This is a genomic window from Fulvimonas soli (genome assembly GCF_003148905.1).
GTDB classification, from domain to species: Bacteria; Pseudomonadota; Gammaproteobacteria; order Xanthomonadales; family Rhodanobacteraceae; genus Fulvimonas; species Fulvimonas soli.
Genome location: NZ_QGHC01000005.1, coordinates 48,691 through 71,956, shown reverse-complemented (window position 1 = coordinate 71,956; position 23,266 = coordinate 48,691). Strand labels below are relative to the sequence as shown.

Below are 23,266 nucleotides of genomic sequence, written 5' to 3'. Positions count from 1 at the left end.
CGGCGACAGGGTAAACTTGGGCGTTTCCGCCACGCCCGAGCTTCGCCGATGTCGACCGAACCCGCCGCCCGCCCCACCGTCACCGCCGCCGCGCCGGCCGAGGAGCAGCGGCCCGAGGCGCGGGACTTCATCCGCCAGATCGTCCGCGAGGACCTGGCCAGCGGCAAGCACCGCGCGATCCGCACCCGCTTCCCGCCCGAGCCCAACGGCTACCTGCACATCGGCCACGCCAAGGCGATCTGCCTGGATTTCGGCATCGCGCGCGAGTTCGGCGGCTGGTGCAACCTGCGCCTGGACGACACCAACCCCGGCAAGGAGGACCCCGAGTTCGTCGAGGGCATCAAGGAGGACGTGCGCTGGCTGGGCTACGGATGGCACGACCTGCGCCACGCCTCGGACTACTTCGAGGTGCTCTACCGCGCCGCGCTCAAGCTGATCGAGGACGGCAAGGCCTACGTGGACGACCTCTCGCCCGATCAGATGCGCGAGTACCGCGGCACGCTCACCGAGCCGGGCCGCGACTCGCCGTACCGCGGGCGCTCCGTGGCGGAGAACCTCGACCTGTTCAGGCGCATGCGCGCCGGCGAGTTCCCCGACGGCAGCAAGACGCTGCGCGCGAAGATCGACATGGCCGCGGGCAACATGAACCTGCGCGACCCGGCGCTGTACCGCATCCGCAAGGTGCCGCACCAGAACACCGGCGACGCCTGGCCGATCTACCCGATGTACGACTTCGCGCACGCGCTGTCGGACGCGATCGAGGGCATCACCCACTCGCTGTGCACGCTGGAGTTCGAGGACCACCGCCCGCTGTACGACTGGTGCGTGGACAACGTGGACCTGGCCGGCCACCCCGAGCTGTGGCGTCCCGTGGCCGAGGCGGCCGGGCTGGACGTGCAGCCGAGCAAGCCGCGCCAGATCGAGTTCTCGCGGCTGAACCTCAGCTACTGCATCACCAGCAAGCGCAAGCTCGCCGAGCTGGTGCAGCGCGGCCTGGTGGACGGCTGGGACGACCCGCGCATGAACACCCTGCGCGGCCTGCGCCGGCGCGGCTTCACGCCGGGCGGCATCCGCCTGCTGATCGAGCGGCTGGGCGTGTCCAAGCAGAACAGCGTGATCGACTACACGCTGCTGGAGAACTGCATCCGCGAGGACCTGGACGACCATGCGCCGCGGCGCATGGCGGTGCTCGACCCGCTCAGGCTGGTCATCGCCAACCTGCCCGAGGACCACGAGGAATCGCTCGCCTTCGCCAACCACCCGAAGGACGAGGCGCAGGGCGCGCGCCAGGTGCCGTTCGCGCGCGAGCTGTGGATCGAGCGCGAGGACTTCGCCGAGGTGCCGCCCAAGGGCTTCAAGCGCCTGGTGCCGGGCGGCGAGGTGCGCCTGCGCGGGGTGGGCATCGTCAAGTGCGAGGACGTGGTGAAGGACGCCGGCGGCCGCGTGGTCGAGCTGCGCGGCACGCTCGATCCCGCCTCGCGCCACGGCATGCCCGGCGCCGACCGCAAGGTGAAGGGCACCATCCACTGGGTCAGCGCGCGGCATGCCGTGGCCGCCGAGGTGCGCCTGTACGACCGCCTGTTCAACGTGCCCGCGCCGGACGACGAGAGCGACGGCAGGAGCTGGATCGAGCACATCAACCCCGAGGCCAAGCGCGTGGTGCGCGGCTGGGTGGAGCCGGCCGCCGCGCAGGCCGCGCCGGAGACGCACTTCCAGTTCGAGCGGCTGGGCTACTTCGTCAGCGACCGCCTCGACCACCGGCCGGACGCGCCGGTGTTCAACCGCGCGGTCACCCTGCGCGACACCTGGGCGAAGCAGGCCGGCGCGCAGTAAGGCCACGGAGGGCACCCATGCTGCGACTGCAGATCCACCTCACCCTGCCGCCGTGGATCGGCGAGGTGGCGGACGAGCGCCGCCGCTACCTGACCGACGAGGAGCGCGTCGGGCTGGCCATCGCGCTCGCCCGCGAGAACGTGGCGCGCGGCCACGGCGGCCCGTTCGGCGCGGCGGTGTTCAACCAGGACGGCCGGCTGGTCTCGGCCGGGGTGAACCGCGTGGTGCCGCAGGCCTGCTCGGTGGCGCACGCGGAGATGATGGCCTACATGGCCGCGCAGCAGCGCCTGGCCGCCCACCGCCTCAACGAGGCCGGCGGCCGCTACGCGCTGGCCACCAGCGCGCAGCCGTGCTGCCAGTGCTACGGCGCCACCGTGTGGGCGGGCATCGACGAGCTCTTGATCGGCGCGCGCGCCGAGGACGTCGGGGAGCTGACCGACTTCGACGAGGGCCCGCTGCCCGCCGACTGGACCGGCGAACTGGAGCGCCGCGGCATCGCCGTGCGGCGCGACATCCTGCGCGCGCAGGCGCGCGCGGTGCTGGCCGCCTACGGCGAAAGCGGGCCGAGCTATTGAACCGGCTGCGCGCCGCGCTGCCGCTGCTGCTGCTGGTCGCCGCCGGCATCGTGCTGTTCGCCTCCGGCGTGCTGGACCGGCTGCACCCGGCCGAGCTGGTCGCGCACCAGCAGGAGCTCAAGGCGCAGCTGGCCGACAACCCCTGGCTGGGCCGCGCCGCCTACGTCGGCCTGCTCACCCTGGCGGTGTCCACCGGCCTGCCCGGCACCGTGCTGGTCATCTTCGCCGGCGGCTTCGCCTTCGGCGTGGCGGAGGGCACGGCGCTGTCCTCGGTCGCGCTGACGCTGGGCTCGCTGATCCTCTACCTGGCCAGCCGCTACGCCTTCGGCGCCGGCAGCCGCCATCCGCCGCGGCTGGTGGAGCGGCTGCACCACGGCTTCGAGCGCCATCCGGTCAGCTACACGCTGTTCCTGCGCTTCATCCCGGTGGCGCCGTTCGGGCTGGTGACGATCTGCCTGGCCTGGCTGCGCTGCCCGCTGTGGCTGTTCCTCGGCGCCACCTGGCTGGGCGGCACGGTGTCGCTGGTGTTCGAGACCTCGATCGGCGCCGGCCTGGGCGACGCGCTGCGCCAGAGCGACCGCATCGGCTTCGGCCTGCTGCTGCACCGCCAGGTGCTGCTGCCGCTGGGCGCGATCGCCGTGCTGGTGCTGCTGCCGCTGCTGGCGCAGCGGCTGCTGCGGCGCCGGCGGCCCGGCTGAGGGCCTGGGGCGGCTTCGCGCCGGGCCGGTCGCGGCCGGAGGCCGCGATGCCCCGACCATCGCCCTACCCCATGCCGCGCCATCACGCACCATCATCCACTCCTTCTCCCCCGGCCCGCGCGCAGGCGGCTCCCGGCGGGGAGCACGGGGTACCCGCGAACAGGCACCGGGAGCCCGGGCCCGCCCTACGCCGGAGGTCCGGCCCGCCCCTCGCCAATGGCCTAGCTGCCGCCGCGGCGCGATCGCGCTAGGCTCGTCGCGCCGGCGCCGGGCGCCGCGGGAGGGCAGGCATGGCACAGGCCGATTCCTGGCTGGTGAGGCTGTGGCGGCGCACCACGCTGACGCAGCGGCTGGCGTTCATCGCGCTGGTGCCGACCCTGGTCACCGCGGTGCTGCTGGTCACCATGCTGACCCGCCACCAGCTGGCCGCGCTGCACGGCATGGCGCGCAACGCCGCCGACGCCATCGCCACCCAGGCCGCCACGATCTCGGCCGAGCCGCTGCGCAACATGCAGCGCCGCGAGCTGGTGCGCATCGCGCAGTCGGTGGTGCAGCTGCCGCACGTCTCGCACGTGCAGATCCGCGCCGCCGACGGCGAGATCCTGGCCGAGAGCCAGGCCGGCGCCGCGTCCCGCCACGAGAGCCTGACCGTGCTGCGCGACATCGCGCCGCGCGACGACCCGCATCACCCGATCGGCTCGGTGCTGGTCGACGTGAGCCTGGCCGAGGCGATCGCGGCGCAGCGCTCGAGCCTGCGCAACGCGCTGATCGCGCTCGTGCTCAGCCTGTTCGTCGCGCTGGTGGTCGGCTGGCAGGCGGCGCGCTGGATCAGCGCGCCGCTGCGCCGGCTCGCCGCCGCGGTGCATCGGCTGGGCAGCGGCGAGCGCGCGGTGGCGGTGGCGGTCACCGACGACACCGAGATCGGCGAGCTGCAGCGCGGCTTCAACGCCGCCTCCGCCGCGCTGCACGACATGCACAGCGGGATGGAGCGGCAGATCGAGCAGGCCACGCAGGAGCTGGCGCGCAAGAACGCGGCGCTGGAGGCGGCCAGCGTGGCCAAGGCGCGCTTCCTCGCCGCCGCCTCGCACGACCTGCGCCAGCCGCTGTACGCGCTCACCCTGTTCTCCTCCGCGCTGGCGGTGGACGAGCACGACCCGGTGCGGCTGGACCGCATCGCGCACATCCAGGAATGCGTGGACGCGCTCGACCACCTGTTCGGCGAGCTGCTCGACCTGTCGCGGCTGGAGACCGGCGCGATGCAGCTGGAGATCGGCGAGTTCCCGCTCGACCAGGTGTTCGACGAGGTCAGCCGCAACTTCCGCATGCTGGCCGAGCAGCACGGCCTGCGCCTGGTGGTGCGGCCCACCGCGCTGTGGGTGCGCAGCGACCGCACGATGCTGGCGCGCATCCTCAACAACCTGGTCAGCAACGCGCTGCGCTACACCCGCGAGGGCGGCGTGCTGGTGGTGGCGCGGCGCCGGCTCGACGGCAACGTGCGGGTGGACGTGTGGGACACCGGCAGCGGCATCGCGCCCGAGCACCAGGCGCGCGTGTTCGACGAGTTCTACCGCGTGGAGAACCCCGCCGGCGACCGCGACGACGGCCCGCGCCGCGGGCTGGGCCTGGGCCTGGCCACCGTGCAGCGCCTGGCCGAGCTGCTGGGCACGCGCGTGCGGCTGCAGTCGCGCCACGGCCGCGGCAGCGTGTTCAGCTTCGAGCTGCCGGTGGTGGCCGCGCGCGCCGGCTACGACAGCCTGGCCGCGCCGGAGCCGCCGGCGGACGTCTCCGGCCTGCGCGTGCTGGTGATCGACGACGAGCCGGCGATCCTCTCCGGCATCCGCTACCTGCTGCGCAGCTGGGGTTGCGAGGTGGCCACCGCCGAGGACGGCGCGCAGGCGGTGGAGGCCGCCGAGGACTGGCCCGAGCCGCCGGACCTGGTCATCTCCGACCTGCGCCTGCGCGACGGCGAGAGCGGCCTGGACGTGCTCGCCGCGCTGGACCGCTACTACCGCCGCGACGGCGGCCCCGCCTTCCCGCGCCTGCTGATCACCGGCGAGACGCGCAGCGACAGCCTGCGCGAGATCCGCGCCGCGCGCATCCCGGTGCTGTACAAGCCGGTCTCGCCGCAGCAGCTGCGCGAGGCGATGATGGCCGCCTGGACGGCCGCGCGCAGCGCGGCGTAGCGCGGCGCGCTACGCCGGACAGCCTAGGCCATCCGTGCAGTGCCGGCGCGGTTGCCGGCGGCGCAGGCTGTAGCTATGTTGCCAGGCACGCAGGTCGCGGCCGGACGCCGCGGCGCGCCGCCGCCGGGACGGAAAGACCCATGCGCATACTGATCGCGGATGACCATCGGCTGATCGTCGAGGGCGTGAAGCTCAAGCTGGCCGAGCTCGGCGCGGACACCGAGTTCTCCGTGGCGGCCGACGTGGAGGAGCTGCGCCGCCGGCTGCGCGAGGAGCCGCCGCCGGCGCTGGCGCTGGTCGACCTGGCGATGCCCGGCGCGCAGGGCCACGAGCACGTGCACGAGGCGATCCGGCAGCTGCCGGGCGTGCCGGTGCTGGTGCTGTCCGGCTCGGAGGACCCGGCGCTGATGCAGGAACTGCTGGCCGCCGGCGCGCAGGGCTTCATCCCCAAGGCCTATTCCTCCGACGTGATGCTCTCGGCGGTGCGGCTGGCGCTGGCCGGCGGCGTGTACGTGCCGCCGATGATGCTGGAGCCGGCGCGCCCGGCGCCCGCGCCGCTCGACGGCGCGCCGGCCCGCGCCACGCCGGCCTCGCTGGAGGAGCGCCTGCGCAAGCTGCTCACCGAGCGGCAGATCGACGTGCTGCGGCTGCTCTCGCAGGGCAAGCCGAACAAGGTGATCGCGCGCGACCTGGGCATCAGCGAGGGCACCGTGAAGATCCACCTGGCGGCGATCTTCCGCGCGCTCAACGTGCGCAACCGCGTCGAGGCGGTGGTCGCCTCGCGCCGTCTCAACGACTTCTGACACCGCCTGTCACGCCACGCGCGCGCAGGAAGCGTATGCTCCCCCGCGGGGCCGGCCCGGTCAACGCGACCGTCCGGGGCCGGCAGGGGAAAAGGCCCGCATGGAACGGATCGCCCGAACGCCACCGCCCCGACGCCGCGCGCCCGCGAGGTGGCGCCTGTTCGGCCTGCTGCTCGCGCTCGGCCTGGCCGGCGCCGGCATCGCCCCCGGCCGCGCCGGCGAGCCCGCGCCGGCCGGCAAGCCGCTCACCTTCGGCATCCTACCGATCGGCGGCCCGTCCGAATCGCTGGAAGCCTGGCGCCCGATGCTGGACGACATGCAGCTGGCCCTGCAGCGGCCGGTGCGCAGCATCTCGGTGAGCACCTACGAGGGCCTGGCGCAGGCGCTGGCCGAGGACCGCGTGGACATGGCCTTCGTCTCCGGCCGCATGGCGCTGGACGCGGTGCTGCACGACCGCATGCAGGTGATCGCCCAGCTCACCCGCGGCGACGGCTCGCGCGGCTACTGCGCGGTGCTGCTGGTGGAGAAGGACTCGCCGATCCGCGGCGTCGACGACCTGCTGCGCCGGCCCAACCACTGGCGCTACGGGCGCGGCGAGTCGCTCTCCGTCTCCGGCTACCTGGTGCCGGAGACGCAGCTGTTCGCCCCGCGCGGGCTGGACTCGGACACCTTCTTCGCCAGCGTCGCGGTGAACAATCACCAGAACAACGCGCTGGCGGTGGCCAACGGCGAGGTGGACGTGGCCAGCAACAACACCGCCGATCTCGAGCGCTTCCGCGACCACTTCCCCGAGCAGTACGCGCGGCTGCGCGTGCTGTGGAAGTCCGCGCTGATCCCGCACGCGGTGATCGTGGTGCGCAGCGCCCTCGCGCCCGAGCTGCGCGCGCGCGTCGTCGACTTCATCACCCACTACGCCAAGCGCGGGCGCGGCGCCGCGGCCGAGCTGGCCAAGCTGCACCTGATCCACGACATCAGCGGCTTCGCCCCGGCCGGCAACGACACCCTGGTGCCGTTCGCCGACATCGAGTACAGCCTGGAGCGGCGCCGCGCGCTGGGCGCGCAATGGGTCAGCGCGACGGCGCTGCAGGCGCGCCTGCAGCGCATCGAGGAGGACCACCGCGAGCTGGTGCGCCAGCTACAGGACCACCGGCCGCTGCCGCCGTCGCAGCGCAGCGACAGCCCGTAGGCGCGGCCGCCTAGCCGGGCCGCGCCGGCGCCGCGCGCAGCAGCGCCGGCAGCCCCGCCATCGCGTCGAACACCGCGTGCGCGCCGGCCTCGCGCAGGCGCGCACGCGGCGTGTGCGCGGCGAAGCCGAACACGGTCATGCCCGCGGCGACGCCGGCCGCCACGCCGGTGGGCGAGTCCTCCACCACCGCGCACGCGGCCGGCGGGACGCCCAGGGTGCGCGCCGCGTGCAGGTACAGGTCCGGCGCCGGCTTCGGCCGCGGCACGTCCTCCACGCCGAACAGCCGGCCCTCGAAGCGGTGCAGCAGGCCGGCCCGGCCCAGCGTGACGCGCATCTTGGCGTGCCCGCCGTTGGAGGCCACCGCGCAGGGCACGTCCAGCGCGTCCAGCGCCTCGGCGATGCCCGGCATCGCGCGCACCTCGGCGGCCAGCGCCGCGCGGGCGCGCTCGTCGTAGTCCGCGGCGAAGCCGGCCGGCAGCGGCCGGCCCAGCATCGCGCCGGCCAGCGCCAGGCACTCGGCGTTGGCCTTGCCGGTGAACAGCTCCGCCGTCTCCTGCGGCGTCAGCGCCAAGCCGTGCTCGCCCAGCATCCGCGCGAACACGCGGTTGATGATCGTCTCGCTGTCCACCAGCACGCCGTCGCAATCGAAGATCACCAGCGCGAAGGGCGCCGGCACGCCCGCGTCAGCCATGGCCCGCGCGCCCCATCGTCGCGCCGCTCAGGCGAACCGGCGGAAGTACAGCCACGCGGCCAGCGCCAGCAGCACCGAGGGCAGCAGGTTGGCCAGCATCGGCGGGATGCCGTAGACGGTGCCGAAGCTCACCATCGCCTTCTGCAGGAAGTACCAGCCGATCGCCAGCAGCATGCCCAGGAAGATGCGCTTGCCCAGGCCGCCCGAGCGCAGCGCGCCGAACGCGAACGGCATCGCGCACAGCACCAGCACCAGCACGTTGACCGGGTACAGCGCGCGCGCCCAGAACGCCAGCGCGTACACGCCGGGGCTCTCGCCGTTGGCCTCCAGGTAGGCCATGTTGCGGCGCAGGTCGCGCATCGGCAGGTACTCGGGATGGATCACCGACTGCTCCAGGATGCGCGGGTCCAGCCCCGAGTCCCAGCGCTCGCTGGCCCGGGTGGTGCTGTGCACGCCCTGCTCGTCCAGCGTGGTGCTGCGCACCTCGCCGAGCACCCAGCTGCGGCCGTCGTGCTCGGCGGTGCGCGCCCAGTCGAAGCGCGCGAGCTGGCCGTCCGGCGTGAGCGTGAACACGCGCACGTCGGCCAGCTGCACGCTGGCGTGGGTGGCGGTCTGCCGCGCCAGCGCGGCCTTGGCGTTGATGATGCGCTCGCCGTCGCGCGCCCACAGGCCGGTGTTGCCGGCCATGCCGATGTTGTTGGCCTTGAGCTTGAGCTGCATCGCCTGCGCGCGCTGGTCGCCCCACGGCGCGGCGGTCTCGCCCAGGACCACCACGCCGGCGATCAGCACCGCCACCACGCCCACCGCCGAGCCGGCGATGCGCAGCTTGGACAGCCCGCAGGCGCGCAGCGCGGTCAGCTCGCCGCTGCCGGCCAGGCCGCCCAGCCCCATCAGGCCGCCGATCAGCGCGGCGTTGCCGAACATCTCGTACAGGCGGCGCGGCACCGTCACCAGCACGTAGACCATGGCCCCGGTGACGGTGTAGCCGTTCTTGCCGACCTGGGTGAGCTGTCGCACGAACTGCATCACCGCGTCCAGCCCGGTGAGCACCAGCCACACCATCAGCACCGCGCCGAGCACGCTGGCGCCGACCAGCCAGTCGACCCGCTTGATGCGCAAGGCGTCCATCAGGCGCCCGCCTTGCGCGGCCGGCGCGCGGCGTACTGGCTGCGGAACATCCACGCCGCGATGGCGAACACCAGCAGGCTCACGCCCCACATCGGCGTGGCGTGGTGCCAGTGGCCCTTCATCAGCTGGCCGCGGCACACCGCCAGCAGCAGGTAGTAGAGGTAGAAGCTCAGCACCGCCAGCAGCAGGCGGCCGAAGCGCGGCTCGCGCGGGCTCTGCCGCGCCATCGGCAGCGCCAGCATCACCAGCACCAGCATCATCGCCGGCGCGATGGCGCGCCAGGCCAGCTCGGCGCGCGCGTCGGCGCTGTCGGCGCGCAGCAGCGCGGCCATGTCGAGGTTGTGCGCCGGGTCCTCGTCGCTGTCGTCGTTCTGGATGCTGGAGAGCGAGGTGTCGTTGCGCTCGTAGCGCATCTTGCGCCAGTTGTCGCCGCCCAGCGGGATCTCGTACTGCCAGCCGTCGTACAGCGCGATGAAGCGGTTGTCGCCGTTGCTCTCCTGGTACAGCTGGCCGCGCCTGGCGGTGACCAGCTTGAGGTTGCGCGTGCCGTCCTTGGCGCTGCGCTCGGCGGCGACGAAGGTTTTGCCGAGCACGCTGCCGTCGCGGCTGAGCGAGTCGACGAAGATGATGCCGCCCTTGCCGGGCAGCTCGGTGAAGCGGCCGGCGTCGAGGCCGGCGGCGATCACCGAGCGGTTGGCCGCCGCCACCAGCGCGTCGGAGGTGCGCGCCGCCCACGGCCCCAGCCACAGCGAGAGCAGGCCCACCAGCAGCGCCAGCGCGAGGGCGAGCAGCGCGATCGGCTTGAGCAGCCCGCGCGGCCCCATCCCGGAGGAGGCCAGCACGTGCATCTCGCTCTCGCGCCACATCCGCCCCAGCCCCAGCAGCAGGCCGATGAAGCCGGCCAGCAGCAGCAGCGTGGACAGGCCGTCGAGCATGTTCAGGCCCAGCACCTGGAACATCACGCTGGCCGGGAAGCTGCCGTTGGCCACCTGCTTGAGCACGGTGGCGAACGAGGTGCCGGCGAAGATCGCCACCAGCACCACCACCGTGGCGACCACGGTCTGCGCCAGCTCCCGCAGGAAATAACGGTCGAGGATGCTCAGCATGCGATAGAATTCGTCGTTCCGTTGCCGTGCGTCCGCGCCGGCCGCAAACGGTTAGTCTAGCCGGTTCTCCCCTTCCGATTGCCTTGCAGGATCCTTCCGATGACGCTCCAGTTCAGCCTCGGCGCCGCCGCCCCCGAAACCGTCGAAACCCCGTGCGTGGTGGTCGGCGTGTACGAGAACGGCCTGCTCACCAGCGCCGCCGCGCGGGTGGACGGCGCCGCCGGCGGGGCGATCAAGCGCCAGGTGGAAAGCGGCGACATCACCGGCAAGGCCGGCTCGTCCGCCGTGCTGTTCGCCCCGCCGGGCGTCGCCGCCCGGCGCGTGCTGGTGGTGGGCCTGGGCGCGCAGAAGTCGTTCGACGCGGCGCGCTTCCAGAAGGTGAACCTGGAGGCCGCCCGCGCGCTGGGCCGGCTGCCGGTCGACGCCGCCGTCTCCTACCTCGCCGAGGTGGACGTGCCCGGCCGCGACGCCGCCTGGCGCGTGCGCACCGCGGCGCTGGCCGCCGACCACGCGGCCTACCGCTACACCGCCACCTTCAAGCCGCGCGAGAAGGGGGCCCAGCCGGAGCTGGCCGCGCTCGCCTTCGCCGCCGGCGAGGAGGCGCAGGCCGGCCTCGACCAGGCCCGCGCCATCGCCGAGGGCGTGCGCTTCGCGCGCGAGCTGGCCAACCTGCCGCCCAACATCTGCAACCCCGCCTACATCGCCGCGCAGGCGCAGGCCTTCGCCGACGCCCACGACCGGGTCGCCTGCCGCGTGCTCGACCACGAGGAGATGGAGCGGCTCGGCTTCGGCTCGCTGCTGGCGGTGGGCCGCGGCTCGGCCAACAAGCCCAGGCTGGTCGCGCTGGAGTACCGCGGCGGCGCCGAGGACGAGAAGCCCTACGCCCTAGTCGGCAAGGGCATCACCTTCGACACCGGCGGCATCAGCCTCAAGCCCGGCCCGGGCATGGAGGAGATGAAGTTCGACATGGGCGGCGCGGCCGGCGTGCTGGGCGCCTTCGTCGCCGCGGTGGAGATGGGCCTGCCGCTCAACCTGGTGTGCGTGGTGCCGGCGGTGGAGAACATGCCCGACGGCGACAGCTACCGCCCGAGCGACGTGCTGACCAGCCTGTCGGGCCTGACCATCGAGGTGCTCAACACCGACGCCGAGGGCCGCCTGATCCTGTGCGACGCGCTGACCTGGACCGCGCAGACCTACCAGCCGCAGGCGCTGGTCGACGCCGCCACGCTCACCGGCGCCTGCGTGATCGCGCTGGGCAAGCACGCCTCCGGCCTGATGAGCAAGCACGACGACCTGGCCGCGGAGCTGCTCGCCGCCGGCGAGGCCACGCTGGACCGCGCCTGGCGCCTGCCGCTGTGGGACGACTACCAGGCGCAGCTGGAATCGGGCTTCGCGGACGTGGCCAACATCGGCGGCAAGAACGCCGGCGCGATCACCGCCGGCTGCTTCCTCGCGCGCTTCACCGAGGGCCAGCGCTGGGCGCACCTGGACATCGCCGGCACCGCCTGGGACGAGGGCCGCAAGGGCCTGGCCACGGGGCGGCCGGTGCCGTTGCTGGCGCAGTGGCTGATCGATCGCGCCGGCTGATGCCGGTGCGGGGGAACGGGGAACGTGCGGGTCCGCGTCGCATGGATGTTCCCGGTATGGTTTGATGTGCCCGGGCTCGATGTGCCCGAGAGGGTCGGCATCGCCCGCGATCCCGAACCGCCGCTCCCCTGACGTTCCCCGTTCCCGCCCCCTCCCCATGCCCCGCGCCGACTTCTACCTGATCGACAAGCCGCGCTTCCGCGAGCAGCCGCTGCTGCTGGTGTGCGAGCTGGCGAGGAAGGCCTACGCCGCGCAGCAGCCCACGCTGGTCCTGGCGCGCGACTTCGCCCAGGCCGAGGCGATCGACGAGCTGCTGTGGGCGTTCGACGAGGACGCCTTCATCCCGCACCAGATCGCCGGCGACGAGGACGACGCGGCCACCGCGGTGCTGATCGTGCCGCCGGGCATCGACACGCCCGACCGCCCGCTGCTGATCAACCTGCGCGAGGACTGCCCGACCGGCCGCTGCGAGCGCGTGCTCGAGGTGGTGGCCGCCGACCCGGCCGAACGCGAGGGCTCGCGCCGCCGCTGGCGCGACTACCAGCAGCGCGGCTTCCAGGTCGCCAAGTTCGACATGTGACCGCCTCTGCTCCCTCTCCCCTCCGGGGAGAGGGTCGGGGTGAGGGGCCGGTCTTGCGGCAGCGCTGGCGACCGCCGCACTTCTCTCCAGATTTTGGAGTGCAATCCGGAAGCCCGATCCAAATCTGGAGCCCGCTCCGAAGCGGCGCTTTCGTCAGCGCCGCCCCCTCGCCCTGCCCTCTCCCCGGAGGGGAGAGGGAAAAGCACCGTCCGGCCAGCTCACACTAGCCAGCTCACGCCGGCCCGGCGGCCGCCTCCGGCCGCGGCGCGGCCGCCTCCGGCCGCGGCGCGGCCGCGGGCGCGGGCCACTGCCGCCGTACCTCCTCCAGCGCCTCGGCCAGCTGCTCGCCGGTCAGCGGCTTGCGCAGGAAGCCGTCCATGCCCGCGGCGCGCGTGCGCGCCTCCTCGTCGCCGCCGCTGCGCGCGGTGATCGCCACGATCGGCAGGTGCTCGCCGGCGCGCTCGCGCTGGCGGATCAGCCGCGCCAGCTGGAAGCCGTCCACGCCGGGCAGGTCCAGGTCCAGCAGCATCGCGTCGTAGCGCGATTGCGCCAGCTCGGCCAGCGCGGCCAGGCCGTTGGGCACGTAGGTCACCTCGTGGCGCTGGCGCTGCAGCAGGCCGCGGATCACCGCGGCGACGATGGTGTCGTCCTCCACCAGCAGCACCTTCAGCGGCCGCCGGGTCGCGGCGGGCAGCGGCGCCGCGCCGGCCGCGGGCTCGGGCTCGCGCAGCGGCAGCCGCACGTGGAAGGTGGTGCCGTGGCCCAGCTGCGACTCGAACTCGATGCGCCCGCCCATCAGCTCCACCAGCTCGCGGCAGATCGCCAGGCCCAGCCCGCTGCCCGAGCGGCGCTGCGGCCCGTCGATCTGCTCGAAGCGGCGGAACAGCCGCGCGCGGCTGGCCTCGGGAATGCCCGGCCCGCTGTCCTGCACGCTGAAGCGGACCCCGCCGGCCTCCGGCGCCGCGCGCAGCACCACGCCGCCGTAGTCGGTGAACTTCAGCGCGTTGTTGGCCAGGTTGAGCAGGACCTGCCTGATGCGCATGGCGTCGCCGATCAGCCGCGGCGGCAATGCGTCGTCGATGTCGACGGAGAAGCTGAGCCCCTTCACCTGCGCCTGGCCGGTTTCCAGCTGCGCCACCTCCAGCACCAGCTGGCGCGGGTCGAACGGCGCCGGCTCCAGCTCCAGCCGGCCGGACTCGATGCGCGCCAGGTCCAGCGAGTCGTTGAGCAGCTTGAGCAGCATCGCGCCGGAGCGCTGCATGGCCTGGGTGTACTCGCGCTGCGCGCTGGTCAGCGGCGTGGTGAGCAGCAACTCGGCCATGCCCATCACGCCGGTCATCGGCGTGCGCAGCTCGTGGCTGAGCGTGGCGAGGAACTGCGTCTTCGCCGCGCTGGCCTCCTCGGCCAGCTGGCGCTGCTGCTCGGCGAGCTGGATGCGGTGGCGCTGCCACAGCCGGCGGCGCCACGCGCGCAGCAGCAGCCAGACCGCCAGCGCCGCGGCGACGGCGTAGGCGAGCCAGGCCCACCAGCGCTCCCACGGCGGCGCCTGCACCTCGATCCCGACCGGCGGCACGCTCGCCCACACGCCGTTGGCGCCGGCGGCCATCACCTTGAGCGTGTAGCTGCCGGCGCCCAGCGCGGCGAACTCGCGCTCGCCGCGGCTGCCGGTGTCCACCCAGCCGCTGTCGAAGCCCTCCAGGCGGAAGCGGTAGCGGTTGGCGACCGGGTTGGCGTAGGAGAACACCCGCGCCGCCACGCGCAGGCCGCGGTCGGTCCAGCGCACCTGCAGCGGGTTGCCGTCCAGCGGCAGGTTCTGCAGCGTGCCGTTGCGGCGCACGCTGGCCTGGGCCAGCGCCAGCTGCGGCACCGTGCGCTGCTCGTCCACCGCGTCGGGGTTGAAGGCCACCACGCCGCCCAGGGTCGGCGCGTACAGGTTGCCGCCGGGCATCAGCGCGAAGCCGCGCGAGAACTCGCCGTTGCTCAGGCCGTCCTGCAAACCGAAGGAGCGGAAGCGGCCGTCGGCCGGGTCGTAGCGCCACAGGCCGTCGCGTCCGAACACCCAGACGCGCCCGTGCGCGTCCACGCGCAGGTCCATCACGTTCACCGACGGCCAGCCGTGCGCGCTGTCGACCTTGCGGTCCAGCGCCATGCCCCCGCCCTGGTAGCGGTAGTGCTCCAGGCCGTCGGCGGTGGCCGCCCACAGCCCGTCCGGGGTGAAGTCGAAGGCTTCCACCGAGCGCCCGCGCGGCGCGCCGGGCACCGGCTCGAAGCTGCCCCGCGCGACGTCCAGGCGCAGCAGGCCGTCCTCGCTGGCGTACCAGAACATGCCGTTCGGCCCCTGCGTCATCTGCGCGCCCCACGGCGCCTGGTCGCCGGCGCGCGGCATCGGCACCGGGGTGACCGCGAGCGAGTCCGGGTCGACGCGGAACAGGCCCTCGCCGAAGGTGCGCACGTACAGGCGCCCGTCGGGGCCGGGCTCCACCTCCAGCGGATGCTGCAGCCACCTGCCCTGCGGGTCGACGCGGTCGACCCGCCTGCCGCTGGCGCGGTACAGCGCGCCGCGCACGGCCACCCACAGGTGGCGCTGCGCGTCCTCGGTCATGCCGAGCACGTCGCCGCCCAGGCCGTCCAGCACGTGGTCGACCGCGCCGGTGGCCGGGTCGAGGCGGTCGATGCGGCCGTCGCGCTCGCCCACCCACACGTGGCGGCCGTCGCGGCCGCGCGCCATGGTGGTGGCCACCGTGTCGCGCAGGCTGTCGCTGCTGTCGGGCACGTGGGTGAAGCGGCTGAAGCTGTTCCAGCCCGGCGCGAGGTAGCCGATGCCGCCGTCGAGCAGGGTCACCCACAGGCCGCCCTCGCGGTCGGCGTACAGCTGCCACACCCAGCTGCCGGGCAGGTTGCCGTACAGCACCGGGCGGTCCATCACCGGCGTCACCGGCGCGCCCGGCCGCACCTGCAGGAACAGGCCGCTCTTGGTGCCCACCCACAGCCGGCCGGCGTGGTCGCGCACGCTGCTCATCACGTTGCGCGCGGGGATCACGCCCGCGCCGAAGCGGCGCGCCACGCCGTCGCCGCCGACCAGGAAGAAGCCCGCGCTGGTCGACAGCCGCACCTCCTCGCCGTCGCCGGCGATGCTCCAGGCGTCGAGCAGCACGCCGGGCTCGGCGCAGGGGATCGCGTGGAAGCTGCCGTCGGCGTCGCGGCGGAACACGCCGCGCTCGCTGCCGATCCACAGCCGGTCGTGCGGGTCCACGTAGAGCGCGCCCACCGTGCCGACGTCGGTGGGCACCGGGCCGAGCAGCGGGTTGACGATGTGCTCGAAGCTGCCGTCCGCGCCCATCCGGTCCAGGCCGCGCACGGTGCCGACCCACAGGCTGCCGTCGCCGTCCTGCGCCACCGCCCAGACCTTGCCGCTGGACAGGCTGTGCGAATCGCCCGGGTCGTGGTCCCAGTGGCGGAAGGTGCCGGCGGCCGGATCGAAGCGGTTGAGGCCGGCGTCGAGGCCGCCGGTCCACAGGCTGCCGTCGCGCCGGTCCAGCAGCACGAAGGAGAGGTTGTTGTTGTACAGCGAGCCGGGATCGCCGGCGGCGTGCCGGTAGGCCCTGAACTCCACGCCGTCGAAGCTCACCAGGCCGCCCTTGGTGGCGAACCACATCGCGCCCTGGCGGTCCTGCACCGCGGCGTACACGGCGGTGCTGGGCAGGCCCTCGGCGAGGCCGTAGCGGCGGAACTGCGGCGTCGGCAGCACGGCGGGCGCCGCCGCGGCGGCCGGCGGCGAAGCCGGCGCCCCCAGCAGCAAGGCCACGTGCAACAGCACTGCCGATACCATGCGGTCCCCTTCCCGTGCGCGGCGCCGGGCGCCGCGGGGCCGCGCCCGGCCTCGGGGAGGCGGAAAAGCGGCGCGGCAAGCTGCGGGATGATGCCAAAAAACGCCGTGCCATGGCGCATCGCGGGGCGCGCCGCCCTTTTTGCGCAACGCTGCGTTCACCGCGCGGCGCTGGCGCGCGCCGCCGGGTTCGGCCAGACTTCGCCGCATGCGCCGCGCCCGTCCGACAAGCCCGCTGCTGGCACTCGCCCTGCTGCTGCCGGCCGTCCTGCCCGCGCAGGCGAAGGAGGCGCGCTACCGCTACGACACGGTGCACAGCCAGATCCTCTTCAGCATCGACCACGACGGCTACTCGCGCCCGTTCGGCCGGCTGCGCATCGCGCAGGGCTGGCTGCGCTTCGACCCGGGCGACTGGTCGCGCTCGGCCACCGAGCTGGACATCGACCTGCGCAGCCTGGACATGGGCGACGCGGAGTGGAACGCCGCCGTGCTCAAGGGCGCCTTCCTCGACGCCGGCCGCGCGCGCTACGCGCACTTCGCCAGCACCTCGGTCGAGCGCAGGGACGCCCAGCACGGCGTGCTGCACGGCACGCTGACCCTGCGCGGCGTGACGCGGCCGGTGGACGTCGACTTCCGCTTCAACCGCGAGGGCCGCACCGTCTACGGCCTGCACGACGTGGCCGGCTTCTCCGCCACCGCGCGGCTGGACCGCACCGCCTTCGGCAGCACCGCCTACCAGGGCTCGGTCGGCCGCGACGTGATGGTCTGGCTGGAGCTGGAAGCCATCCGCGACGACCGCGCGCCCGCCCCGTCCGCCACCGCCCCGGAGCCCGCCCATGCCGCTGCGCAGTGACGCCGACCGCTGGGGTTCGCTGGCCAAGACCCTGCACTGGCTGATGGCGCTGGGCATCATCGGCGTGGGGATCGTCGGCCTGTGGATGACCGGCATGAAGCCGCCGATGGCCAAGATCGGCGTGTACGCGCTGCACAAGTCGATCGGCCTGACCCTGCTCGCGCTGGCGCTGCTGCGCATCGCGTGGCGGCTCGTCGACGGCCGCCCGCGCGAGCTGCCCGCGCCGCGCTGGCAGCGGTGGGCCGCGCACGCGGCGCACTTCGCGCTGTACGTGCTGATCCTGGCGATCCCGCTGAGCGGCTGGTGGTTCAACTCGCTGCACGGCTATCCGCTGCAGTGGTTCAAGCTGTTCAACCTGCCGGCGCTGGCCGCCAAGGACGAGGACCTGGCCCGCGTCGCCCACGCCGTGCACGAGTACGGCTTCTGGCTGCTGGTGCTGGTGCTGGTCGCCCACGTGGGCGGCGCGCTCAAGCACCACGTGTTCGACGGCGACGACGTGCTGCGCCGCATGTGGCCGTTCGCGCGCCTGCGCCAGCCCCCCACCGACGGAGGACCCCCGCCATGACCCGGACCGCTTCCCCGCGCCTCGCCCTGCTTTTCGCCCTGCTCCTGCCCGGCGCCGCGGCCGCGGCCGACTACCAGGTGCAGCCGGCCGCCAGCCGGCTCGGCTTCAGCGCCACCTTCCAGGGCGGCGCCTTCGAGGGCACCTTCGGCAAGTGGAACGCCGCGATCAGCTACGACCCGGCCAACCTGGCCGCCTCGAAGTTCGACGTCACCGTGGACACCGCCAGCGCCAGGACCGGCGACAGCGACCGCGACGGCGCGCTGCCCGGCGCGGACTTCTTCGACGTGGCGCAGTACCCGCAGGCGCACTTCGTCACCACCGGCTTCCGCCAGGCCGGCGGCCAGGTGATCGCCGACGGCCGGCTGACCCTGCGCGGCGTGACCAAGCCGGTGAGCCTGGCGGTGACGTTCAAGCCGCAGGGCGACGGCGCCACGCTGGACGTGAGCACCACGCTCAAGCGCCTGGACTTCGGCGTGGGCGGCGGCGACTACGCCGACACCTCGGTGATCGGCGCCGACGTGAAGGTCAGCGCGCACCTGCAGCTGGTCTCGAAGTAGGTCCGCGCGCGGCAGGCCCGCGAGGCGGATCGCCGCCACCTCTTTCCCACCCTGCTCGCAGCTCCCTTTTCCCCACCCTGGCCGCAGCTCCCTCTCCCCGGCGGGGAGAGGGTTGGGGCGAGGGGCCGGTCTTGCGGCAACGCTGGCAACCGCCGAGGCTCCGTTCCAGAGCCGAAGCCAGTCCGGGAATCCGCGCCGAATCCGCAGCCCGCTCCGAGCAAGCGCTTTCGCAAGCCCCGCCCCTCACCCTGCCCTCTCCCCGGAGGGGAGTGAGGAAGGCACGGCGGCCGGCATGCGGCTCCCGCGCCGCCAGGTTCGCTATGCGATCCCCGTAGCCTCTCTCCCCGTCCTGGCCGCAGCTCCCTCTCCCCTGCGGGGAGAGGGTTGGGGTGAGGTGCCGGTCTTGCGGCAACGCTGGCAACCGCCGAGGCCCCGTTCCAGAGCCGAAGCCAGTCCGGGAATCCGCGCCGAATCCGCAGCCCGCTCCGAGCAAGCGCTTTCGCAAGCCCCGCCCCTCACCCTGCCCTCTCCCCGGAGGGGAGTGGGAAAGGCGCGGCGGTGCGGAGGGTGACGCAAACCTGCGAGCCACCGCGGCAGCCGCTCGCCAGCGTGCTTCGCCGCCTGGCTTTCGCCGGCCTCGGCCCCTACCTCACTCCGGCTCTCTCCCCACCGGGGAAAGGACGCCCAGGAACGCGCGCACCGCCGCCGCGTCGAACGGCCAGTCCAGCTCGCGGCCGCCGTCCGCGTCGCGCAGCACCGGCACGCGCGCGCCGTAGCGCGCCTCCAGCGCCGCGTCGTCGTCCACCCACACGCTGTCGAAGTCCGGCGCGCGCGCCTCGGCGAGCACGGCCAGCGCCTGGTCGCACAGGTGGCAGTAGTCGCGCTGGTAGAGCACAAGTCGCATCGGCATGGGCCGCACACGATAGCCCACCGCGACTGCCGCCCGCGAACCCGCGCGGCATCCGCCGGGATGCCCCCGGCCCCGTGCCGGCCGCGACCCGCTGCCGCAGTCCATTGCACCGCACAAATGATAATTAATATCATTTACACGATTGCGGAGCCGCATGCCGGGTCGCCGATACGGCCGGGTTGCCGCCTCCGCACGCACCACACCAAAAACCACAAGGCTTCCTCCCCGATGTCATCCCACCCCCTCGCCCCGTCCGGCCCGCGCCGCCCGCTCTGCCGCGCCCTGCTCGCCGCGTTCGGCCTCGCCGTTCTCGCCTCGCCCCTCGCCGCCCGCGAGGCGCCGGCCGCCACCCGCCAGCTGCACCGCTACGACATTCCCGCCGGCCCGCTGGCACAGGCGCTGGACCGCTTCGCGGCGCAGGGCGGCGCGGTGGTCGAGCGCGACCTGCCGCTGGACGGCAAGCGCAGCCACGGCCTGCACGGCGACTACGCCGCGCAGGACGCGCTGGCGGCGCTGCTCGCCGGCTCCGGCGTGAAGGCGCTGGACCAGGGCGGCGGCCGCTACCGGCTGGCCGCGCGCGCGCCCGGCGAGCCCGAGGGCGTGACCACGCTGGAAGGCGTGCAGGCCACCGCCGACGTGGTGCAGGACGACGGCTACACCGTGCGCGCCGCCCGCGGCGCCACCCGCCTGCCGCTGTCGCCGCGCGAGACGCCGCAGTCGGTCAGCGTGGTCACCCGCCAGCAGATGGACGACTTCGGCCTCGACAACATCAACGCGGTGCTGGACGCCACCACCGGCGTCAACGTCGAGCGGGTGGAGACCGACCGCACCTTCTACAGCGCGCGCGGCTTCGACGTCACCAACTTCCTGGTCGACGGCCTGGGCCTGCCGTTCACCAACGGCGAGCAGGAAGGCGACATCGACACCGCCCTCTACGAGCGGGTGGAAGTGCTGCGCGGCGCCAACGGCCTGCTTTCCTTCACCGGCAATCCCTCGGCCACGATCAACTTCGTGCGCAAGCGGCCCACCGCGGACGTCCAGGGCAACGTCGGCGTCGGCGTGGGCAGCTGGGACGACCGCCGTCTGGACATCGACCTGTCCGGGCCGCTGAACGCCTCGCACAGCGTGCGCGGCCGCCTGGTCGCCACCGACCAGGACACCGACAGCTACCTGGACCGCTACCACCTGCGCAAGCAGGTCCTCTCCGGCATCGTCGAGGCGGACCTGAGCAACAGCACGCTGCTCAGCGCCGGCGTCAGCTACCAGGACAACCAGCCGCGCGGCGGCATGTGGGGCGCGCTGCCGCTGTACTACGCCGACGGCAGCCCCACCGACTACGCCCGCTCGACCAACCCGGCGGCACGCTGGACCACCTGGGACGGCGCCGACACCCGCGCCTTCGTCGAACTGACCCAGGACCTGGGCGCCGACTGGAGCCTGAAGGCGACGTTCAACTACCGCCGCTTCGCCGAGGGCGGCAACCTGTTCTACGTCTACGGGACGCCCGACCCGGCCACCGGGCTGGGCCTGTTCAGCTACCCCTCGCGCTACACCAGCGTGGAGAAGCAGTACGTGGGCGACCTCTACGCCAGCGGCCCGTTCGAGCTCGGCGGCCGCCGCCACGAGCTGGTGCTGGGCGCCAACGCGGCCAAGAGCGACGCCGACCAGCGCTCCCTGTACGGCAACGACGTCGGCACGCCGCTGCCCAGCCTCGACGACTGGAACGGCGACTATCCCCGGCCCGCCTTCGACGCCTCGCGGCAGGGCGCGCAACTGCACCTGCGCCGCAGCAGCCTGTACGCCACCGCGCGCTGGAACCTGGCCGACCCGCTCAGGCTGATCACCGGCGCCAGCCTGGTGCGCGTGCGCGGCAGCGGCGAGAACTACGGCACGCCCAACGACTACCGGCGCACGCGCGCGGTACCGTTCGTCGGCGCGGTGTACGACCTGTCGCGCAACTACTCGCTGTACGCCAGCTACGCGCAGCTGTTCAACCCGCAGACGCAGACCGACGTCAACAACAAGGTGCTGGACCCGGTGATCGGCGCCAACCTGGAGGCCGGCGTCAAGGGCGAGTGGTACGAGGGCCGGCTCAACGCCTCGTTCGCGCTGTTCCGCACCCGCCAGGACGGCCTGGCCGAGTACGCCGGCCACAGCCTGGAGACCAACCTGGACTACTACCGCGGCATCGACGCCGCCGCCAGGGGCTACGAGTTCGACGTGGGCGGCCAGCTCACCGAGCACTGGCAGCTGAGCGGCGGCTACACCCAGCTCGGCCTCGCCGACCCGGACGGCCACAACGTGCGCACCTACGTGCCGCGCCGCACCTTCCGCCTGGCCACCAGCTACCGCTTCCCGGCCGCGGGCGTGAAGCTGGGCGCCACGCTGCGCTGGCAGGACGCCATCCGGCGCGACCAGGGCGCGGTCGCCACCGACGGCAGCGAGATCGTCACCCGCCAGGGCGGCTACGCGGTGCTGGGCCTGATGGCCGGCTACGACTTCGCGCCGGGCTGGAGCGCCACGCTCAACCTGGACAACGTCACCGACCGCAAGTACCTCACCAGCCTGTACTGGGGCCAGGCCTACTACGCGGCGCCGCGCAGCTGGATGCTCGACGTGCGCTACAGCTTCTGACGCGCGCGCCCGGCGCCGCGGCCACGGCGCCGGGCGCAACCCTGCTCCGGCCGCGGGAAACGTACGCTCCCGCATCGAAGCGCCGGCGCACGCCTGCCGTAGAATGGGGCATTGCCCCACTCCCCCGCGTGCATCACCCATGGCAGTCAGCGTCTTCGACCTGTTCAAGATCGGCATCGGCCCGTCCTCCTCCCACACGGTGGGCCCGATGCGCGCCGCCGCGCGCTTCGGCGAGCGCTGGCTGGAGGAGAAGGGCGCGCTCGGCCGCGTGGCGCGCGTGCGCGCCGAGCTGTACGGCTCGCTGGCGATGACCGGCCGCGGCCACGGCACCGACAAGGCGGTGCTGCTGGGCTTCGAGGGCCAGCACCCGGACACCGTCGATCCCGACGCCATCCCCGGCATCCTCGAGCGCATCCGCGCCACCGGCCGGCTGCTGCTGCTGGGCAAGCACGCGATCGACTTCGACGAGAAGCGCGACCTGGTGTTCAACAAGCGCCAGAAGCTGCCGTTCCACACCAACGGCATGCGCTTCACCGCCTACGACGCGGAGGGCCGCGAGCTGGCCACGCGCGACTACTACTCGGTCGGCGGCGGCTTCGTGGTCAACACCGACGAGGCGGCCGAGGACCGCATCGTCGCCGACACCACCGAGCTGCCCTACCCGTTCGCCACCGGCGACGAGCTGCTGGCGCTGTGCGAACGGCACGGCCTCACCATCGCGCAGCTGATGCTGGCCAACGAGAGCGTGTGGCGCCCGGCGGAGGAGACCCGCGCGGGCCTGCTCGCCATCTGGAAGGCGATGCAGGACTGCGTCAACCGCGGCCTGCGCTCGCCCGGCACCCTGCCCGGCGGCCTGCACGTGGCGCGCCGCGCGCCGGCGATGGCCGAGGAGCTGCGCAGCCAGCCGGAGGCCGCGCTGAAGGACCCGCTGACCATCCTCGACTGGGTGAACCTGTACGCGCTGGCGGTGAACGAGGAGAACGCCGCCGGCGGCCGCGTGGTCACCGCGCCCACCAACGGCGCGGCGGGCATCGTGCCGGCGGTGCTGCACTACTACCACCGCTTCTGCCCGAAGTCGGACGAGAACGGCATCGTCGACTTCCTGCTCACCGCGGGCGCGATCGGCATCCTCTACAAGGAGAACGCCTCGATCTCCGGCGCCGAGGTGGGCTGCCAGGGCGAGGTGGGCGTGGCCTGCTCGATGGCCGCCGGCGGCCTCACCGCCGCGCTGGGCGGCAACGTGCTGCAGGTGGAGAACGCCGCCGAGATCGGCATGGAGCACAACCTGGGCCTCACCTGCGACCCGATCGGCGGCCTGGTGCAGATCCCCTGCATCGAGCGCAACGCGATGGCCTCGGTGAAGGCGATCAACGCCAGCCGCATGGCGCTCAAGAGCGACGGCAAGCACCGCGTCTCGCTGGACAAGGTGATCGCCACCATGCGCGAGACCGGCCGCGACATGAAGGACAAGTACAAGGAAACCTCGCGCGGCGGGCTGGCGGTGAACGTCATCGAGTGCTGAGCTCGCGCAGAGGCTTCTGCACCGGCATC

Annotated in this window: 18 protein-coding genes; 13 read left to right on the top strand and 5 right to left on the bottom strand. The window is 73.5% G+C overall.

Going from position 1 to position 23,266, the window contains the following annotated elements:
- The first annotated feature begins 48 nt into the window (after nucleotides 1–48).
- The 6 genes from C7456_RS07610 to phnD all read left to right on the top strand — a co-directional run bounded on the left by C7456_RS07610 (nucleotide 49) and on the right by phnD (nucleotide 7,278).
- Complete coding sequence (locus tag C7456_RS07610; protein WP_109723153.1) at nucleotides 49–1,833, top strand: glutamine--tRNA ligase/YqeY domain fusion protein; 1,785 nt, start codon at nucleotides 49–51, stop codon at nucleotides 1,831–1,833.
- A 17-nt stretch (nucleotides 1,834–1,850) separates the two neighbouring features.
- Nucleotides 1,851–2,408 carry a nucleoside deaminase gene (locus C7456_RS07605; RefSeq protein WP_109723152.1) on the top strand — a complete coding sequence of 186 codons (558 nt, stop codon included), beginning with the start codon at nucleotides 1,851–1,853 and terminating at the stop codon, nucleotides 2,406–2,408.
- The gene (locus tag C7456_RS07600) at nucleotides 2,405–3,106 is read left to right on the top strand and encodes a TVP38/TMEM64 family protein (RefSeq protein ID WP_109723151.1); all 702 of its coding nucleotides are present in this window, start codon (nucleotides 2,405–2,407) and stop codon (nucleotides 3,104–3,106) included. Before C7456_RS07605 ends, C7456_RS07600 begins: the two co-directional genes overlap by 4 nt.
- A gap of 290 nt (nucleotides 3,107–3,396) precedes the next feature.
- Nucleotides 3,397–5,289 carry an ATP-binding response regulator gene (locus tag C7456_RS07595; protein ID WP_109723150.1) on the top strand — a complete coding sequence of 631 codons (1,893 nt, stop codon included), beginning with the start codon at nucleotides 3,397–3,399 and terminating at the stop codon, nucleotides 5,287–5,289.
- 140 nt (nucleotides 5,290–5,429) lie between these two features.
- Entirely contained in the window at nucleotides 5,430–6,092 is a 663-nt protein-coding gene (locus tag C7456_RS07590; protein ID WP_109723149.1) for a LuxR C-terminal-related transcriptional regulator, read from the top strand.
- 100 nt (nucleotides 6,093–6,192) lie between these two features.
- Nucleotides 6,193–7,278: a phosphate/phosphite/phosphonate ABC transporter substrate-binding protein gene (phnD, locus tag C7456_RS07585; protein WP_109723148.1), complete on the top strand. Its 1,086-nt coding sequence runs from the start codon at nucleotides 6,193–6,195 to the stop codon at nucleotides 7,276–7,278.
- A gap of 10 nt (nucleotides 7,279–7,288) precedes the next feature.
- Here phnD and C7456_RS07580 read toward each other — a convergent pair whose 3' ends face one another.
- From C7456_RS07580 to lptF, 3 genes are read right to left on the bottom strand one after another with little or no spacing between them, the layout of a single operon-like run.
- Nucleotides 7,289–7,969: an HAD family hydrolase gene (locus tag C7456_RS07580; RefSeq protein ID WP_109723147.1), complete on the bottom strand. Its 681-nt coding sequence runs from the start codon at nucleotides 7,967–7,969 to the stop codon at nucleotides 7,289–7,291.
- Nucleotides 7,970–7,996: 27 nt separating this feature from the next.
- Entirely contained in the window at nucleotides 7,997–9,097 is a 1,101-nt protein-coding gene (gene lptG / locus C7456_RS07575; RefSeq protein WP_109723146.1) for an LPS export ABC transporter permease LptG, read from the bottom strand.
- Nucleotides 9,097–10,203 (bottom strand): LPS export ABC transporter permease LptF, encoded by a 1,107-nt coding sequence (lptF, locus tag C7456_RS07570; RefSeq protein ID WP_109723145.1) that lies wholly within the window; start codon nucleotides 10,201–10,203, stop codon nucleotides 9,097–9,099. The genes lptG and lptF overlap by 1 nt, the downstream gene beginning before the upstream one ends.
- 99 nt (nucleotides 10,204–10,302) lie before the next feature.
- On the opposite strand from lptF, the gene C7456_RS07565 reads away from it, so the two are divergent.
- Nucleotides 10,303–11,790: a leucyl aminopeptidase gene (locus C7456_RS07565; RefSeq protein ID WP_109723144.1), complete on the top strand. Its 1,488-nt coding sequence runs from the start codon at nucleotides 10,303–10,305 to the stop codon at nucleotides 11,788–11,790.
- 157 nt (nucleotides 11,791–11,947) lie between these two features.
- Nucleotides 11,948–12,370 carry a DNA polymerase III subunit chi gene (locus C7456_RS07560; RefSeq protein WP_109723143.1) on the top strand — a complete coding sequence of 141 codons (423 nt, stop codon included), beginning with the start codon at nucleotides 11,948–11,950 and terminating at the stop codon, nucleotides 12,368–12,370.
- A 232-nt stretch (nucleotides 12,371–12,602) separates the two neighbouring features.
- Here the strand turns inward: C7456_RS07560 and C7456_RS07555 are convergent, their stop codons facing one another.
- The gene (locus tag C7456_RS07555; protein WP_109723142.1) at nucleotides 12,603–16,199 is read right to left on the bottom strand and encodes a hybrid sensor histidine kinase/response regulator; all 3,597 of its coding nucleotides are present in this window, start codon (nucleotides 16,197–16,199) and stop codon (nucleotides 12,603–12,605) included.
- A gap of 205 nt (nucleotides 16,200–16,404) precedes the next feature.
- Here C7456_RS07555 and C7456_RS07550 point away from each other — a divergent pair, with 205 nt between their 5' ends.
- The 3 genes from C7456_RS07550 to C7456_RS07540 are packed head-to-tail and all read left to right on the top strand — an operon-like array spanning nucleotide 16,405 to nucleotide 18,171.
- On the top strand, nucleotides 16,405–17,049 hold the full coding sequence (locus C7456_RS07550; RefSeq protein ID WP_109723141.1) for a YceI family protein: 645 nt from the start codon (nucleotides 16,405–16,407) through the stop codon (nucleotides 17,047–17,049).
- Nucleotides 17,033–17,614: a cytochrome b gene (locus tag C7456_RS07545; RefSeq protein WP_109723140.1), complete on the top strand. Its 582-nt coding sequence runs from the start codon at nucleotides 17,033–17,035 to the stop codon at nucleotides 17,612–17,614. Before C7456_RS07550 ends, C7456_RS07545 begins: the two co-directional genes overlap by 17 nt.
- Nucleotides 17,611–18,171 (top strand): YceI family protein, encoded by a 561-nt coding sequence (locus tag C7456_RS07540; RefSeq protein ID WP_109723139.1) that lies wholly within the window; start codon nucleotides 17,611–17,613, stop codon nucleotides 18,169–18,171. Before C7456_RS07545 ends, C7456_RS07540 begins: the two co-directional genes overlap by 4 nt.
- 649 nt (nucleotides 18,172–18,820) lie before the next feature.
- On the opposite strand, the gene C7456_RS07535 is transcribed toward C7456_RS07540, so the two are convergent.
- Complete coding sequence (locus C7456_RS07535) at nucleotides 18,821–19,075, bottom strand: glutaredoxin family protein (RefSeq protein WP_425454629.1); 255 nt, start codon at nucleotides 19,073–19,075, stop codon at nucleotides 18,821–18,823.
- A gap of 234 nt (nucleotides 19,076–19,309) precedes the next feature.
- On the opposite strand from C7456_RS07535, the gene C7456_RS07530 reads away from it, so the two are divergent.
- Both C7456_RS07530 and C7456_RS07525 read left to right on the top strand, forming a co-directional pair.
- Entirely contained in the window at nucleotides 19,310–21,715 is a 2,406-nt protein-coding gene (locus C7456_RS07530) for a TonB-dependent siderophore receptor (protein ID WP_109723137.1), read from the top strand.
- A 139-nt stretch (nucleotides 21,716–21,854) separates the two neighbouring features.
- Nucleotides 21,855–23,237 carry an L-serine ammonia-lyase gene (locus C7456_RS07525; RefSeq protein ID WP_109723136.1) on the top strand — a complete coding sequence of 461 codons (1,383 nt, stop codon included), beginning with the start codon at nucleotides 21,855–21,857 and terminating at the stop codon, nucleotides 23,235–23,237.
- The last annotated feature ends 29 nt before the right edge of the window (nucleotides 23,238–23,266 follow it).

Excerpts from the sequence above, each read along its gene's own strand:
- C7456_RS07545 (WP_109723140.1), top strand. The coding sequence starts at position 17,033 with ATGCCGCTGCGCAGTGACGCCGACCGCTGGGGTTCGCTGGCCAAGACC.
- C7456_RS07535 (WP_425454629.1), bottom strand. The coding sequence starts at position 19,075 with ATGCGACTTGTGCTCTACCAGCGCGACTACTGCCACCTGTGCGACCAG.
- C7456_RS07580 (WP_109723147.1), bottom strand. The coding sequence starts at position 7,969 with ATGGCTGACGCGGGCGTGCCGGCGCCCTTCGCGCTGGTGATCTTCGAT.
- C7456_RS07530 (WP_109723137.1), top strand. The coding sequence starts at position 19,310 with ATGTCATCCCACCCCCTCGCCCCGTCCGGCCCGCGCCGCCCGCTCTGC.
- lptG (WP_109723146.1), bottom strand. The coding sequence starts at position 9,097 with ATGGACGCCTTGCGCATCAAGCGGGTCGACTGGCTGGTCGGCGCCAGC.
- C7456_RS07605 (WP_109723152.1), top strand. The coding sequence starts at position 1,851 with ATGCTGCGACTGCAGATCCACCTCACCCTGCCGCCGTGGATCGGCGAG.
- C7456_RS07550 (WP_109723141.1), top strand. The coding sequence starts at position 16,405 with ATGCGCCGCGCCCGTCCGACAAGCCCGCTGCTGGCACTCGCCCTGCTG.
- lptF (WP_109723145.1), bottom strand. The coding sequence starts at position 10,203 with ATGCTGAGCATCCTCGACCGTTATTTCCTGCGGGAGCTGGCGCAGACC.
- C7456_RS07595 (WP_109723150.1), top strand. The coding sequence starts at position 3,397 with ATGGCACAGGCCGATTCCTGGCTGGTGAGGCTGTGGCGGCGCACCACG.
- phnD (WP_109723148.1), top strand. The coding sequence starts at position 6,193 with ATGGAACGGATCGCCCGAACGCCACCGCCCCGACGCCGCGCGCCCGCG.
- C7456_RS07555 (WP_109723142.1), bottom strand. The coding sequence starts at position 16,199 with ATGGTATCGGCAGTGCTGTTGCACGTGGCCTTGCTGCTGGGGGCGCCG.
- C7456_RS07610 (WP_109723153.1), top strand. The coding sequence starts at position 49 with ATGTCGACCGAACCCGCCGCCCGCCCCACCGTCACCGCCGCCGCGCCG.
- C7456_RS07525 (WP_109723136.1), top strand. The coding sequence starts at position 21,855 with ATGGCAGTCAGCGTCTTCGACCTGTTCAAGATCGGCATCGGCCCGTCC.
- C7456_RS07540 (WP_109723139.1), top strand. The coding sequence starts at position 17,611 with ATGACCCGGACCGCTTCCCCGCGCCTCGCCCTGCTTTTCGCCCTGCTC.
- C7456_RS07590 (WP_109723149.1), top strand. The coding sequence starts at position 5,430 with ATGCGCATACTGATCGCGGATGACCATCGGCTGATCGTCGAGGGCGTG.
- C7456_RS07560 (WP_109723143.1), top strand. The coding sequence starts at position 11,948 with ATGCCCCGCGCCGACTTCTACCTGATCGACAAGCCGCGCTTCCGCGAG.
- C7456_RS07565 (WP_109723144.1), top strand. The coding sequence starts at position 10,303 with ATGACGCTCCAGTTCAGCCTCGGCGCCGCCGCCCCCGAAACCGTCGAA.